Origin of the sequence: Mycobacterium sp. E1214, from assembly GCF_001666755.1 — a bacterium.
Classification (GTDB): domain Bacteria; phylum Actinomycetota; class Actinomycetes; order Mycobacteriales; family Mycobacteriaceae; genus Mycobacterium.
Genome location: NZ_LZJC01000079.1, coordinates 13956 through 28577, shown reverse-complemented (window position 1 = coordinate 28577; position 14622 = coordinate 13956). Strand labels below are relative to the sequence as shown.

Below are 14622 nucleotides of genomic sequence, written 5' to 3'. Positions count from 1 at the left end.
AGGGGCACCAGGGCGGCGAAATCGAGATGGACGGGCAGCGCGTCGCCGTGCCCGTCTCGACCGACCAGATGAAGACCGTCGCCAAGCTCTCCGGCGGGCAGGCCTACACCGCGACCAACGCCGCCGAGCTCAACAAGAGCTACAACGCCATCGAGAACGAGATCGGCTACCGCACGGTGCCCGGCCCCGGCAGCGCCGGCTGGTTGCGGCTGGGGGTCGTCGCGGCGCTGATCGCGACGGTGTTGGCGTTGGTCCTCAACCGGCGCCTGCCCACCTGAGACTCAGGCGGGCAGCCGGCGGTTGAGCAGCAGCCCGGCCAGCACGGCACCGGCCATGGCGACGGTGCCCAGCAGCATCCAGGCCAGGCTGGCGTCGCCCTTCACGGACTCGTAGCCGATCTGGCGCTGCAGGGTCGTGTAGACGTTCTTCAGCGAGTCCAGGCTGTCGGCGTGAAACGACTGGCCGTCGGTGATCTCGCAGATTTTCTGCAGGGTCTGGTCGTCCACGGGCACCGGGATGGTGGCCCCCTCGTAGTCGACGGTGCCGTAGGGCGTGCCGAACGAGATCGTCGAGATCTGCACGCCCTCGGACTTCGCGGCGCGGGCCGCGGTGAAGGCGCCCTGCGGGGCGTTGGGGTCCAGCGGCACGTTCTCGGCGCCGTCGGATTCCAGCACGATCCGCGCCGGCGGCGGACCGTCCCCGCCCCCCATCACCGAGCCGACGGTCGCGATGGCCTGCAGCGCGGTGAACAGGCCCTCGCCCGTCGCGGTCTTGGGCGCCGCCTGCAGGCTGTCGATGCCCGCCTTGACGGCCTCCCGATTGGTGGTCGGGGGCACCAACAGCGTGGCGTTGGCCGCGAACTCGACCAGGCCGAGGTTGATCGCGGGCGTCAGCTGCTCGGCGAACTGCTTGCCGGCCTCCTTCGCCGCGGCCAGCCGCGACGGCGGCACGTCGGTCGCCCGCATGGATTGCGACACGTCGATGAGCAGCATGATGACGGCGCGGTTGCGCGGGATGCGCATGTCGTGGGTGGGCGTGGCCAGCGCGATCGTCAGTAGGACCAGGCTCAGCAGCGAGACGGCGATCGGGAGGTGCCGCCACGGCGATTGCGTGACGGTGCCCTCGGAGTACCGACGCAGCCGGCGTCGCCGCCGCGCCTGGGTGAGCACGTAGACCGCCAGCAGCGCCGCCGGCACCAGGGCGAACAGCAACAGCGCCGGGCGTTGAAAGCCGTACAGCGGCAGCGGGCCGATACCGGGAAGCGACACGTGGCCCACCCTTCCTGTCCAGGACGGACCCGTCAAACGCGGCTCACTCGCGGCGCAGGCGCCCGTCGACGAACTGTTCCAGCTTCTCCCACTCCCGCACCGCGGCCGCGTACGGCGGCGACGGCTTGTCGGCCGCGTCGGGCTCGAGCACGTAGGCCACCAGCTTGCCCAGCGGGCGCCCCGCGTCGAGCGCCTTGTCGACCGTCGCCTCCTCGGAGTAGTCACCGATGTCGCGGAGCAGCTCGACGGCCAGGTCCAGCTGCTCGCGGTCGACGGCGTCGGGGCCGTCGGCGAGGTCGTCGGCCAGCCCGCTGAGCACGTAGATGTTGTCGTCGGTGACCTCCACCGACAGCGAGCCGTCGGTGGCCGCGGTGCGGATGTCGTCGTAGGTGCTCAGGTCCGCCAGGTCGTGGTCGTGCTCGTCGGCCAGGTACCGCGCCAGCGCCCGCTCGGAGGTGAACACGCTGATGCGCCCGTTGCGGCCCAGGAAGATCGGCTGGTCGTCGAGGTAGCAGCGCAGCGTGTAGAAGGTGCCCGAGCTGGTCATGATCCGGACCGGGTCGATGCCCACCTGCAGCCAGAAGTCCTTGTCGCTGCCCAGCACCACGGTGTCACCGGCGGCGCGCTCCTCGGCCGGCTCGTCGTCGGCCTCACCCGCGGGCTTCTCGGCCTCGTCGTCGTCGGCCGCCGCCTCCGCGGCCTCGGCGTCCGCGGCCGCCTCGGTGTCGGTGTCGGATTCGGTGTCGGGCTCGGGGCGCTCCTCGGCGAGCTCCTCGGCGGCCTTCTCCGACTCGGCGGCGTCGACGTCGGGGGTGGTGATGATCTCCTCGATCGCGCCCAGCACGTCGTCCCAGCTTCGGCCGATCACCTCGGCGATCGCGTTCCAGCGCTTGAGGCCGGCCTTGCCGGCGAAGTGGTCGACGCCGCCGGACACCGTGCCCAGGCTGGGGTTGCCATTGAAGAACTTCGACACCGCCGCCAGCTCGCACACCGACCCGATGGACGACACGATCGCCAACGCGCCCGCCAGGGCGTTCACCGACTCCTCGGTCGGCTTCTCCGAGACCAGCTCCTCGACCGCGACCAGGTCGAACTGTTGATCCGCGGCGGGTTCCAGCGCGTGCGCGTGCGCCGCGGTCAGGTCTTGCCACGCCGGGTGGTCGAGCAGGTCGTTGTCCGAGTCGGTGCGCACGAACGCGACCAGGTCGGCGACGGATTCGAAGGCGAACAGGTCCTCGTCCTTGCCCAGGAATGCCTCCCACTCGTCGCCGGAGTCGCGCCAGCGGGGCGCCCACACCGTGTAGCGGTCACCGTCGGACAGGCTCAGGCGGATGGGCACGAGGTCAGCAGCCATGCGGCACACAATAGCGACGACCCCGCGGCCGACTAGCCCCAGATGTCGGTGATCGGGGCCGCGCCCGCCGCGTACCCGGTCTTGGGCAGGCCGTACATCTGCTCCAGCGTCGACAGGACGTTGTAGTGGTTGATCTGCTCGGGGTAGCTGCCGGGACGGACGTGGGCGCCGTAGAACACGGTCGGGATCTGGTTGCGGCTGGAGTTGTCGTCCTCGTCGAAGGTGACGATCAGCAGGCTGTTGTTGGCGACGGCCCATTTGGCATAGCCCGACAGCTGCTGGTTCAGCCAGGTGTCGGCCTGGGTGATCGAGCCGTCGTGCATGTTGTCGTCGTTGTTGGGAATGACGAACGACACCGTGGGCAGGGCGGCGTAGTTGTTGGCCGGGAACGCCGAGAAGGGCAGCGAGTTCGCCGGCGGGACGTTGGCGAAGTTGACCCAGGGCACGTGCTTGCGCGCGTACTTGCCGGCGCTGCACACGGGCGAGCCGACGGCGGGCAGGCCCTCGGCGAACCCGGCAAAGGTGTAGCCCGCGGCCAGCAGCTCCGACCCCAGGTTGGGCGCGGCGCCGGCGTTGACGGGGCAGGTGTCCCGGGTGACCCCGAAGGTGTTCCCGGCGAACAGGGCGAGGTAATTCGGTTCGCTGGGATGGGTTTCGGCGTAGGACTGGGTCATGTTGGCGCCGCCGGCCGCCAGCGCGGTGATGAAGGGCGCCGCCTTGTTGCCGACGATGTGCCCCTCGGAGTGGTTCTCCTCCACGACGATCACCACGTGCGAGGGCTGCGGAACCGCCTCGGCGGCGTGGGCCACGCGCGTCGTGACCGGGCCGGTCGCGAGCGCCAGCACCGTGACGGCGCCGAGGGCCCGCAACGCCCGAGAGGCCCTGGGCGTCAATCGAGTTCGCGCGTCATCTCGGCTGGGCACGGGCCAGAGCTTAGGGCCGCGCCGGGGCGTCGGCGGGGCCGACGCGGGTGGCGTCCGCGGGGCGTTAACGAATCGCGGCCGGTTCGTTATATACAGTGAAATTCCATGGAAGTCCGCGTCGTCGATCACCCATTGGCGGCCGCGTCGCTGACCACGATGCGCGACGAGCGCACCGACGACGCCGGATTCCGCGCCGCGCTGCGCGACGTCGCCACGATGCTGGTCTACGAGGCCACCCGCGACGCGGCCCGGGAGACGTTCCGGATCCGCACCCCGGTGGCCGAGGCGCTCGGCGTGCGGCTGGCCAGGCCGCCGCTGCTGGTGCCGGTGCTGCGCGCCGGGCTGGGCATGGTCGATGCCGCGCTCGCGCTATTGCCCGGTGCCCGCGTGGGATTCGTCGGTGTCGCGCGCGACGAGGACACCCACGAGGCGACCGGCTACCTCGAGACGCTGCCCGCGGAACTGGCGGGGCTGCCGGTGCTGGTACTCGACCCGATGCTGGCCACCGGCGGGTCCATGCGGCACACCGTCGGCCTACTGCGCGACCGCGGGGCCGACGACATCACCGTGCTGTGCGCGGTCGCCGCGCCGGAAGGCATTGCCGCGCTTGAGGGATGCGCACCGACCGCGCGCCTGTACACGGTGGCCGTCGATGACGGGCTCAACGACGTCGCCTACATCGTGCCGGGGCTGGGCGACGCGGGCGACCGCCAATACGGGCCGCGCTAGCTACCAGTTGCGCACCGCGGCGAGCACGTCGTCGCGCAGCGCCCGGGCCCGGGCCCGCGCGGCCGCCAGGTCGCCGGCCACCGGGCAGCGAATTTCGATGTAGCACTTCAGTTTTGGCTCGGTGCCCGACGGGCGCACCACCACCCGCGCCGACGCGTCGTCGGCGCGGCCGGTGAAGATCAGCGCGTCGCCGAGGTCGGCGGTGGTGGCGGGAACTCCGGCCAGCCGTCGCGGCGGGTCGGCGCGCAACCGGTCCAGCAGCCGCGCCGCCTCGGCCGGGTCGGCGACCCGCCGCGACACCGCGGCGACGTCATGCACGCCGTAGCGGCGGGCCAGCTCGTCGAGGGCCCCGGGCAGCGTGTCGCCGCGCTCCTTCAGCGCGGCCACCAGGTCGCACACCAGCACCGCGGCGCTGATGCCGTCCTTGTCGCGCACGGCGTCCGGGTCGGCGCAGTGCCCGATCGCCTCCTCGTAGGCGTAGACCAGCCTGCCGCCGGGCACCGACGCGTCGGCGCGGGCCAGCCATTTGAACCCGGTGCGGGTCTCGACGTGCGTCGCGCCGCGCCGCGCGGCGATGGCCGCCAGCATCCGCGACGACACCACGGTGCTGGCCACCACGGCGCCGGGCCGCGCCGTGGCGAGCAGGTAATCGCCTAGCAGCCAACCGGTTTCGTCGCCCGAGAGCATGCGCCAGCCCCCGGCGTCCGGGACGCCGACCGCGCATCGGTCGGCGTCGGGATCCAGAGCGATCGCGACGTCGGCGCCGACGTCGGCCGCCAGGGTCAACAGCGCGTCGGTGGCGCCGGGCTCCTCGGGATTGGGGAACGCGACGGTGGGGAAGTCGGGGTCGGGCGCGAACTGGGCGCCCACGGTGTGCACCTGGGTGAAGCCGGCGCGCTGTAGCGTCTCGACGGCCACCGCGCCGCCCACGCCGTGCAGCGGGGTCAGCGCCACCCGCACCGAGCCGGTGCCGCGGCGCAGGCCGGCCGCGCGTTCGACGTAGCGGTCGAAAAGGTCGGTGCGCGCCGGTGACACCGGCGTGCGCGGGATGCGGTCGGCGAAAGGCGCTGTGCCGATGGCGTTTTCGATATCCCGATCGGTGGGGGAGATGATCTGGATGCCGCCGTCGGCGTACACCTTGTAGCCGTTGTCGCCCGGCGGGTTGTGCGAGGCCGTGATCTGGATCCCCGCGGCCGCGCCGGTGCGCCGGACCGCGAACGCCAGCACCGGCGTCGGCGTCGCCCCCGGCAGCAGAAGCACCGAAAAGCCCTGGGCGGCAAGCACTTCGGCGGTCGTCGTGGCGAACGCCGCGGAGCCGTGCCGGGCGTCGCGACCCACCACCACCGAGGAGCCGCCCAGGCCGCGGCGCTTGAGCACCTGAGCCACCGCCCAGGTCGCGCGCGACACCACCGCGACGTTCATGGCGTCCGGCCCGCCGCGCACCGGGCCGCGCAGGCCCGCGGTGCCGAAGGTAAGCGGGCGGGCGAACCGCGCGGCGAGCTCGTCGGCGTCGCAGGCCGCCAGCTCGGCCGCCGTGGCGGGATCCGGGTCGTGCGCGATCCACTCCTCGGGCGTCATGGCCGCGCTCTAGACGCGCCCGACGATGTCGGCGAGCAGGGCACCCATCCGGGCCGCCGAGGCGGCGCCGGCGGCCAGCACCTCGGCGTGGCTCAGGGGCGCGCCGCTGATGCCGGCGGCCAGGTTGGTGACCAACGACACCCCCAGGACCTCGGCGCCGGCGGCCCGGGCCGCGATGGTTTCGTGCACCGTGGACATGCCGACCAGGTCGGCGCCCAGCGTCCGCAGCATCCGGATCTCGGCGGGCGTCTCGTAGTGCGGGCCGGGCAGCCCCGCGTAGACGCCCTCGGGCAGCGCGGGGTCGGCCCGCCGCGCGAGGGCGCGCAACCGCGGCGAGTACGCGTCGGTCAGGTCCACAAAGTGCGGCCCGACCAGTGGCGAGCGCGCCGTCAGGTTGAGGTGGTCGCTGATCAGGACCGGCGCGCCGATCGCCAGGTCCGGCCGCAACCCCCCGGCCGCGTTGGTGAGCACCACGACGCGGGCCCCCGCCGCGCAGGCCGCGCGGACCGGGTGCACGACGTGGCGCAGATCGTGGCCCTCGTAGGCGTGCACCCGCCCCACCAGGACCAGCACCCGGTGGTCGCCGACGCGCATCGACATCAGCTGCCCGGTGTGCCCGACGGCCGTCGGCGGGGTGAAGCCGGGGACGTCGGCCTGGGGTAGGACGGCGGTGGGGGAGCCGAGCGCGGCCACCGCCGGCGACCAACCCGAACCCAGCACGACGGCGACGTCGTGACGCACGACCCCGGTGCGCTCGGCGATGACCCGCGCGGCCCGCCGCGCCAGCTCGTCGGGGTCGGGCGGGGGGTCGGCCACAGTGGGGGAGCTTAGTCCGGCGACGGCGAGCGCCGGCACGGCGCGAGTGAGGAGTCGGACCGTCGGGCTTAGTCCGGCGACGGCGAGCGCCGGCACGACCGATGCTGGTCGGCGGGGCTCGTGGTGCGAAGCTGTCCCCGCGGTATGTGAGGATCTCCGGCATGGGTTGTCGTAGTCGGCCGGTCGTCGGCCTCGCTGTCAGTGCCGCTGTCGCCGTAGCGGTGTCGGTGGTCGCGCTCATCGGTGGCGCGCCGCGGGCACGGGCCGACTGTCCCGACGTCCAGCTGATCTTCGCGCGCGGCACGGCCGAACCGCCGGGCCTGGGCGCCACCGGGGACGCGCTGTTCGCCGCCATGCAATCCGCCCTGGGCGGCCGCAGCGTCGACAACTACCCGGTGAACTATCCCGCCAGCTACAACTTCCTGCAGACGGCCGACGGCGCCAACGACGCCCGCGACCACATCGCGCAGATGGTCGATCAGTGCCCGTCGACGCGGCTCGTCCTCGGCGGCTTCTCGCAGGGCGCCGCCGCGGTCTCGATGCTCGCGGGGGTCCCCCCGCTGGGCAACACCATCGGTGAGTTCGGGTCCGCCCCCGCGCTGGACCCCGCCCTGGCCGGCAAGATCAGGGCGGTCGCGGTGTTCGGCAACCCCGGCAACCGGTTCAACACGCCGCTGTCGACGACGGGCGCCTTCGCCGGCCGGGCCATCGACCTGTGCAGCCCAGGCGACCCGGTCTGCGTCGTCGGCGGACGCGACCGGGATGCGCACCACGACTACGACGAGCCGCCCTACCCGGGCCAGGCGGCGGGATTCATCGCCGGGCAGCTCTGACCCCGGGGGCCCCGGGCCGCTCAGGTCGCGGTGCGATACTGCGAAGATGCCCACCGCCCCGTTAGCGAGCCCACTCGACAGCGTCGAGGACCTGGTGCGGCGACGCGGTGCCGATCTGGTCGAGTTGTCGCACGCGATCCACGCCGAGCCCGAGCTCGCGTTCCACGAGCACCGCAGCTGCGCCAAGGCGCAGGCGTTGGTCGCCGAGCGCGGCTTCGAGATCACCTCCGCCGCCGGCGGTTTGGACACCGCGTTTCGTGCCGACTTCGGCGACGGCCCGCTGACCGTCGGGGTCTGCGCCGAGTACGACGCGCTGCCCGAGATCGGCCACGCCTGCGGCCACAACATCATCGCGGCGTCGGCGGTGGGCGCCGCCCTGGCACTGGCCGAGGTGGCCGGCGACCTGGGCCTGCGGGTGGTGCTGCTGGGCACGCCCGCCGAGGAGTCCGGCGGTGGCAAGGAGCTGCTGCTGCGGGCCGGGGTGTTCGACGACGTCGCGGTCGCCGTCATGGTGCACCCGGGACCCGCCGACATCGCCGCGGCGCGGTCGCTCGCGTTGTCCGAGGCCGTCGTGCACTACCGCGGCCAGGAATCGCACGCCGCCGTGGCGCCGCACCTGGGCATCAACGCCGCCGACGCCGTGACCGTCGCGCAGGTGGCCATCGGGCTGCTGCGCCAGCAGTTGGCGCCGGGCCAGCTGGTGCACGGCATCGTCACCGACGGCGGGCAGGCGGTCAACGTCATCCCCGGCCACGCGGCGCTGCAATACGCGATGCGGGCCCTGGAATCCGATTCGCTGCGCCAGCTCGAGGGCAGGATATACGCCTGCTTCGCCGCGGGCGCGCTGGCCGCCGGGTGCGAATACGACATCGACGCGCCGGCACCGCCGTACGCCGAGCTGCGGCCCGACGCCTGGCTGGCCGAGACCTTCCGCGCGGAGATGTGCCGCCTCGGGCGGCAGCCCGTGGCCCGCGACATCGAGGAGGCGCTGCCCATGGGCAGCACCGACATGGGCAACGTGACGCACGTGCTGCCCGGCATCCACCCGGTGATCGGGGTGGACGCGGGCGGCGCGACGGTGCATCAGCGCGCCTTCGCCGCCGCGGCGGCCGGCCCCAGCGCCGACCGCGCGGTCCTCGACGGCGCGATCATGCTGGCGCGCACCGTCGTGCAGCTGGCGCAGACGCCCGACGAACGCGACCGGGTCCTGGCCGGGCGGGAGCGCCGACGGAGCGGGGCGCGGGCATGAGCCTCGCCGACGCCGCCCAGGCGTGGCTGGCGGCGCACGCCGACGAGCTGGTCGAATGGCGCCGGCACATCCACCGCCACCCGGAGTTGGGCCGCCAGGAGTACGCCACCACCCAGTTCGTCGGGGAGCGGCTGGCCGACGCGGGCCTCAACCCCAAGGTGTTGCCCGGCGGCACCGGCCTGGTCTGCGACCTGGGCCCCGACCGCGAGCCGCGGATCGCGCTGCGCGCCGACATGGACGCGCTGCCCATGGCGGAGCTCACCGGCGCGCCGTACAGCTCCACCGTCGCCGGCGTCGCGCACGCCTGCGGCCACGACGCCCACACCGCGATCCTGCTCGGCACGGCGCTGACCCTGGCGTCGGTGCCCGAGCTGCCGGTGGGGGTGCGGCTGATCTTTCAAGCCGCCGAGGAGCTGATGCCGGGCGGGGCGATCGACGCCATCGCGGCCGGTGCGATCAGCGGGGTGTCACGCATCTTCGCGCTGCACTGCGACCCGCGGCTGGAGGTGGGCAAGGTCGCCGTCCGGCACGGCCCCATCACCTCGGCGGCCGATCAGATGGAGATCACGCTCTATTCGCCCGGCGGGCACACGTCGCGCCCGCACCTGACCGCCGACCTGGTGTACGGCCTGGGCACGCTGATCACGGGGCTGCCTGGCGTGTTGTCGCGGCGCATCGACCCCCGCAACGGCACCGTGCTGGTGTGGGGCGCGGTCAACGCCGGGGTGGCCGCCAACGCCATCCCGCAGACCGGAGTGCTGGCCGGCACGGTGCGCACCGCGAGCCGCCAGACCTGGGTGGGGCTGGAACAGATCATCCGCGAGACGGTGTCCGCGCTGCTGGCGCCGCTGGCCATCGAGCACACCCTGCAGTACCGGCGCGGCGTTCCGCCCGTGGTCAACGAGGACGTCTCGACGCGCATCCTCACCCACGCGATCGAAAGCATCGGGCCCGACGCGCTCGCGGACACCCGTCAGTCCGGCGGCGGTGAGGACTTCTCCTGGTACCTCGAGGACGTCCCCGGCGCGATGGCCAGGCTGGGCGTGTGGCCCGGGCAGGGCCCGCAGCTGGACCTGCACCAGCCGACGTTCGACCTCGACGAGCGGGCGCTGGCGATCGGGGTGCGCGTGCTGGTCAACATCGTCGAGCAGGCCGCCGCGGTCGACGCCTCTTAGACGCCGGCCCGGGCGACGTGCGCGGCGAGACGCGCGTAGACACCGCGTGTGACGTCGGTGGCGTCGCTCATGATGTTGTAGCCGTGGTCGACGCCGGGCACCTCGTAGTACTCGACCAGCGCGCCGGCGGCCTCGAGCTTGTCGGCGTAGGCGCGGCCTTCGGCGCGCAGCCGGTCGTGTTCGGCCGTCACCACCACCGCGGGGGCGATGCCGGCGATGCCCTCGGCGTTGTCGCCCCACGCCGGGGACGCCAGGCGGTCGCGCCGCTGGGCCCGGTCGGGGATGTAGGCGGTGTCGAAGACCTCGCCCATCCACGGTTTCAGGATGGCCCGGCGACCGACGCTCGACGCCTTCGCGCGGGTGGGCGTCACCAGGTCCAGGGGCGGGTAGTGCAGCACCTGCAGGGCGATGCGCGGGCCGTCGTTCTCCAGGGCCAGCCGCGCCGCCGCGGCGCTGAGGTTGCCGCCGGCGCTCTGGCCGCCGACGCACAGCCGGCCGCCGTCCCAGTCGCGGTCTACCGCGGCCGCCCAGCACACGACGTCGTACACCTGCAGCGGCGCCGCCGGGAAGCGGTGCCCGGGAGCGAGCACGTAGTCCGGGTTGAGCACCGCGACACCGGCGTTGGCGGCTAAAAACCGGCACCACGGATCGTCCTGCTCGGGGTGCCCGATGACGAACCCGCCGCCGTGCACGTTGACATAGATCGCCGGGCGCGTCGCGGCCCCGGGCGGGTGGTAGACCGTCGCGGCGACGGGGCCGTACCGGGTGGGGATGCTCACCCGCGACGTGCGCCCCGCCACCTCGGGGAAGCGCACGCCGTCCCTGGGCCCGGGCCGGACCGCGGCGGCGAACGCGCGCGCCACCACATCGGCGACCACGGGTATCGAAAGCAACGACAATGGCGAACCTAGGCGCTGGTGCCCGGGCCGATGTTGCGGGCCGGCCGGGTGCGCAGGTCGTGGACGTAATCGGCTGGCGCACCGGCAATTTCGGCCGCGTCGGCCATGACTCCCAGGTAGCGGGCCGAGGGCAGGCCGCCCTCCCACGCGTCGAGCACGTAGAGCCACGCCAGCACGGGATCGGTGTCGGTGTCGGAGGAGATGCGCTCCACGCGGCACCGAATCTTCTTGTGCACGCCGAACTCCGAGCCCTCCCAGCGGTCCAGGTTGTTCTCGTCGGCCGGGGTCATGTCGTAGAGCACGACGAACACCTTGGAATCGGGATCCTCGACGACGGAGGCCAGCGCGCCCTCCCAGCCGATGTCCTCGCCGCCGAACGTCAACCGCCACCCGTGCAACCAGCCGGTTCCGGTCATCGGCGAGTGGGGTGCGCGTTTCTGCATCTGCTCGGGATCCATGTTCGACCCGTAGGCGGCGTAGAGCGGCACGGGAGAATCTTAGACGTCACACGCCGACGCGGCGCACAGCCGCAACGTTCGTTAGGTTGTGTGACGTGGCGACCCGCATAGTGATCATCGGGGGAGGGCCGGCCGGCTACGAGGCGGCGCTCACTGCGGCGGCGCGCGACGCCCATGTCACCGTCATCGACTCCAACGGCATCGGCGGCGCCGCGGTGCTGTACGACGTGGTGCCGTCGAAGGCGTTCATCGCCTCGACCGGGGTCCGCACCGAGTTGCGGCGTGGACCGCAGCTGGGCTTCGACGTCGACATCGAAGCCGCCAAGATTTCGCTGCCCGACATCCACCAGCGTGTCAAGCGGCTCGCCGCCGAGCAGTCCGCTGACGTCAAGGCGCAACTGATCAGTGCCGGCGTCGACGTGGTGGAGGGCAAGGGCGAGCTGGTCGACACCGCCCCCGGGCTCGCCACCCATCGGGTGCAGGCCACCGCGCCGGACGGCGCCACCAGCACGTATGAGGCCGACGTGGTGCTGATCGCCACCGGCGCCAGCCCCCGCGAGCTGCCGACCGCGCGGCCCGACGGCGAGCGCATCCTGACGTGGCGGCAGCTCTACGACCTCGATGCGCTGCCGGACCATCTGATCGTGGTCGGCTCGGGTGTGACCGGCGCCGAATTCGTGCACGCCTACACCGAACTGGGTGTCGACGTGACGGTCGTCGCCAGCCGCGACCAGATCCTGCCCTACGAGGACGCCGACGCCGCCGAGGTGCTCGAGCGGATCTTCGCCGAACGCGGCGTGAAGCTCGTCAAGAACGCCCGCGCCGACTCGGTGACCCGCACCGGATCCGGGGTGCTGGTCAAGCTCGCCGACGGCCGGACCGTCGAGGGCAGCCACGCGTTGATGACGATCGGCTCGGTGCCCAACACCGGCCAGCTGGGGCTGGACCGGGTCGGCATCGAGCTGGGGCCGGGTAACTACCTGAAGGTGGACCGGGTGTCGCGGACCAAGGTGTCCAACATTTATGCCGCCGGCGACTGCACGGGCCTGCTGCCGCTGGCCTCGGTCGCCGCGATGCAGGGCCGCATCGCGATGTGGCACGCGCTCGGTGAGGCCGTCACCCCTATCCGGTTGCGCACCGTCGCCGCCGCGGTGTTCACCCGCCCGGAGCTGGCCGCGGTGGGCGTCCCGCAGTCGGCGATCGACGACGGGACGGTGCAGGCCCGGACGATCATGTTGCCGCTGCGCACCAACGCCCGCGCCAAGATGTCCGGACTGCAGCACGGATTCGTGAAGCTGTTCTGCCGCCCCGCGACCGGTGTGGTCATCGGCGGCGTGGTGGTCGCCCCGATCGCCTCGGAGCTGATCCTGCCGATCGCGATGGCCGTGCAGACCCGGCTGACCGTCAACCACCTGGCCCAGACGCTGGCCGTCTACCCCTCGCTGTCCGGCTCGATCACCGAGGCCGCGCGGCGGTTGATGGCCCACGACGATCTGGACTGAAGCCCTCGACGATCTCGACTAGCCTTGGTCAGCGACACCGTCCTACTGGCGAGTAACTACCCGGTGAGGAGTCCGCTACCGTGACCGATTCCCTCAACGCGCCCAGCCAGCGCAGCTCGCCGGCGTCCATGCTGGGACCGCGGCAGCGCGAGGCGGCCTGGCAGCGCCTCGGCAGCGAACAGTTCGACGTGGTGGTCATCGGCGGCGGCGTGGTGGGTTCGGGCTGCGCGCTCGACGCAGCGACCCGGGGGCTCAAGGTGGCGCTCGTCGAGGCCCGCGACTTCGCCTCCGGCACGTCGAGCCGCTCGTCGAAGATGTTCCACGGCGGCCTGCGCTACCTCGAGCAGCTGGAGTTCGGCCTGGTCCGCGAGGCGCTGTACGAGCGGGAGCTGTCGCTCACCACGCTGGCGCCGCACCTGGTCAAGCCCATGCCGTTCCTCTTCCCGCTGACCAACCGCGTCTGGGAGCGCCCCTACATCGCCGCCGGCATCTTCCTCTACGACCGGCTCGGCGGCGCCAAGTCCGTCCCCGCGCAGAAACACCTCACCCGGGCGGGCGCGTTGCGGCTGAGCCCCGGACTCAAGCGCAGCTCGCTGGTGGGGGGCATCCGCTACTACGACACCGTCGTCGACGACGCCCGGCACACCCTGACCGTCGCGCGCACCGCCGCGCACTACGGGGCGGTGGTGCGGTCCTCCACGCAAGTGGTGGCGTTGCTGCGCGAGGGCGACCGGGTGACCGGGGTGCGGGTCCGCGACTCCGAGGACGGCGCGGTCACCGAGGTCCGCGGCCACGTCGTGGTCAACGCCACCGGCGTGTGGACCGACGAGATCCAGGCGCTGTCCAAACAGCGCGGCCGCTTCCAGGTCCGCGCCTCCAAGGGGGTGCACGTGGTGGTGCCGCGCGACCGGATCGTGAGCGACGTCGCGATCATCCTGCGCACCGAGAAGTCGGTGATGTTCGTCATCCCGTGGGGCAGCCACTGGATCATCGGGACCACGGACACCGACTGGAACCTCGACCTGGCGCACCCCGCGGCCACCAAGGCCGACATCGACTACATCCTCGGCACGGTCAACACTGTGCTGGCCACCCCGCTCAGCCACGCCGACATCGACGGGGTGTACGCCGGGCTGCGTCCGCTGCTGGCGGGGGAAAGCGAGGAGACCTCCAAGCTGTCCCGCGAGCACGCGGTGGCGGTCCCGGCGCCGGGTCTGGTGGCGATCGCCGGCGGCAAATACACCACGTACCGGGTGATGGCCGCCGACGCCATCGACGCCGCCGTGCAGTTCGTGCCGGCGCGGGTGGCGCCGTCGATCACCGAGAAGGTCAGCCTGCTTGGCGCCGACGGCTACTTCGCTCTGGTCAACCAGGCCGAACACGTCGCGGCGCTGCAGGGCCTGCATCCGTACCGGGTGCGGCATCTGCTGGACCGGTACGGCTCGCTGATCGGCGAGGTGCTGGGGCTCGCGGTCGGCGACGCCGAGCTGCTGAGCCCCATCAAGGAGGCCCCGGGCTACCTGAAGGTGGAGGCCCGCTACGCCGCCACCGCCGAGGGCGCCCTGCACCTGGAGGACGTCCTGGCGCGCCGGACCCGCATCGCCATCGAGTACTCGCACCGGGGGGTGGACTGCGCGCGCGAGGTGGCCGACGTCATCGCGCCGGCGCTGGGTTGGAGCGCCGCGGACGTCGAGCGCGAGGTGGCGAACTACACCGCGCGGGTGGAGGCCGAAATCCTGTCGCAGGCCCAGCCCGACGACGTGTCGGCCGACGAGTTGCGCGCCAGCGCCCCCGAGGCGCGCGCCGAGATCCTCGAGCCGGTGCCGTTAACGTGAGCC

General features: G+C 72.7%; 13 protein-coding genes and 1 pseudogene. 7 read left to right on the top strand and 7 right to left on the bottom strand.

All coding sequences use genetic code 11. The features are described 5' to 3' along the window. Positions 1-278, top strand: a pseudogene (locus A5700_RS09435) (hypothetical protein); the annotation flags it as partial. Positions 279-281: 3 nt separating this feature from the next. On the opposite strand, the gene A5700_RS09430 reads toward A5700_RS09435, so the two are convergent. The 3 genes from A5700_RS09430 to A5700_RS09420 are packed head-to-tail and all read right to left on the bottom strand — an operon-like array spanning position 282 to position 3515. Continuing rightward, positions 282-1268: a VWA domain-containing protein gene (locus A5700_RS09430; RefSeq protein ID WP_068204666.1), complete on the bottom strand. Its 987-nt coding sequence runs from the start codon at positions 1266-1268 to the stop codon at positions 282-284. 43 nt (positions 1269-1311) lie between these two features. After that, positions 1312-2622, bottom strand: coding sequence for a primosomal protein (locus A5700_RS09425; RefSeq protein WP_068067742.1), 1311 nt, complete (start codon positions 2620-2622; stop codon positions 1312-1314). Between the two features lie 32 nt (positions 2623-2654). After that, entirely contained in the window at positions 2655-3515 is an 861-nt protein-coding gene (locus A5700_RS09420; RefSeq protein WP_231973730.1) for an alkaline phosphatase family protein, read from the bottom strand. Between the two features lie 135 nt (positions 3516-3650). Here A5700_RS09420 and upp point away from each other — a divergent pair, with 135 nt between their 5' ends. After that, positions 3651-4274 carry a uracil phosphoribosyltransferase gene (gene upp / locus A5700_RS09415; RefSeq protein WP_068067735.1) on the top strand — a complete coding sequence of 208 codons (624 nt, stop codon included), beginning with the start codon at positions 3651-3653 and terminating at the stop codon, positions 4272-4274. Here the strand turns inward: upp and A5700_RS09410 are convergent, their stop codons facing one another. Beyond that, entirely contained in the window at positions 4275-5852 is a 1578-nt protein-coding gene (locus A5700_RS09410; RefSeq protein ID WP_068067732.1) for a phospho-sugar mutase, read from the bottom strand. 9 nt (positions 5853-5861) lie between these two features. Beyond that, complete coding sequence (locus A5700_RS09405) at positions 5862-6668, bottom strand: purine-nucleoside phosphorylase (RefSeq protein WP_068067730.1); 807 nt, start codon at positions 6666-6668, stop codon at positions 5862-5864. 221 nt (positions 6669-6889) lie between these two features. Here A5700_RS09405 and A5700_RS09400 point away from each other — a divergent pair, with 221 nt between their 5' ends. Genes A5700_RS09400 through A5700_RS09390 form a run of 3 tightly spaced genes read left to right on the top strand, consistent with a single transcriptional unit; the run spans position 6890 to position 9925 of the window. Further along, positions 6890-7501 (top strand): cutinase family protein, encoded by a 612-nt coding sequence (locus A5700_RS09400; RefSeq protein ID WP_197502768.1) that lies wholly within the window; start codon positions 6890-6892, stop codon positions 7499-7501. A 46-nt stretch (positions 7502-7547) separates the two neighbouring features. Beyond that, on the top strand, positions 7548-8750 hold the full coding sequence (locus A5700_RS09395; protein ID WP_068067725.1) for an amidohydrolase: 1203 nt from the start codon (positions 7548-7550) through the stop codon (positions 8748-8750). After that, a complete protein-coding gene (locus tag A5700_RS09390; RefSeq protein ID WP_068067722.1) occupies positions 8747-9925 on the top strand; it encodes an amidohydrolase in 1179 nt (392 codons plus the stop codon). The genes A5700_RS09395 and A5700_RS09390 overlap by 4 nt, the downstream gene beginning before the upstream one ends. Here A5700_RS09390 and A5700_RS09385 read toward each other — a convergent pair. Both A5700_RS09385 and A5700_RS09380 read right to left on the bottom strand, forming a co-directional pair. Then, a complete protein-coding gene (locus A5700_RS09385; RefSeq protein WP_068067748.1) occupies positions 9922-10740 on the bottom strand; it encodes an alpha/beta hydrolase in 819 nt (272 codons plus the stop codon). The genes A5700_RS09390 and A5700_RS09385 overlap by 4 nt on opposite strands. A gap of 92 nt (positions 10741-10832) precedes the next feature. Further along, on the bottom strand, positions 10833-11312 hold the full coding sequence (locus A5700_RS09380) for a gamma-glutamylcyclotransferase (RefSeq protein ID WP_068067719.1): 480 nt from the start codon (positions 11310-11312) through the stop codon (positions 10833-10835). Positions 11313-11377: 65 nt separating this feature from the next. Here A5700_RS09380 and A5700_RS09375 point away from each other — a divergent pair, with 65 nt between their 5' ends. Beyond that, positions 11378-12784, top strand: coding sequence for an NAD(P)H-quinone dehydrogenase (locus A5700_RS09375; RefSeq protein ID WP_068067715.1), 1407 nt, complete (start codon positions 11378-11380; stop codon positions 12782-12784). A gap of 128 nt (positions 12785-12912) precedes the next feature. Continuing rightward, entirely contained in the window at positions 12913-14619 is a 1707-nt protein-coding gene (locus tag A5700_RS09370) for a glycerol-3-phosphate dehydrogenase/oxidase (protein ID WP_156671166.1), read from the top strand. The last annotated feature ends 3 nt before the right edge of the window (positions 14620-14622 follow it).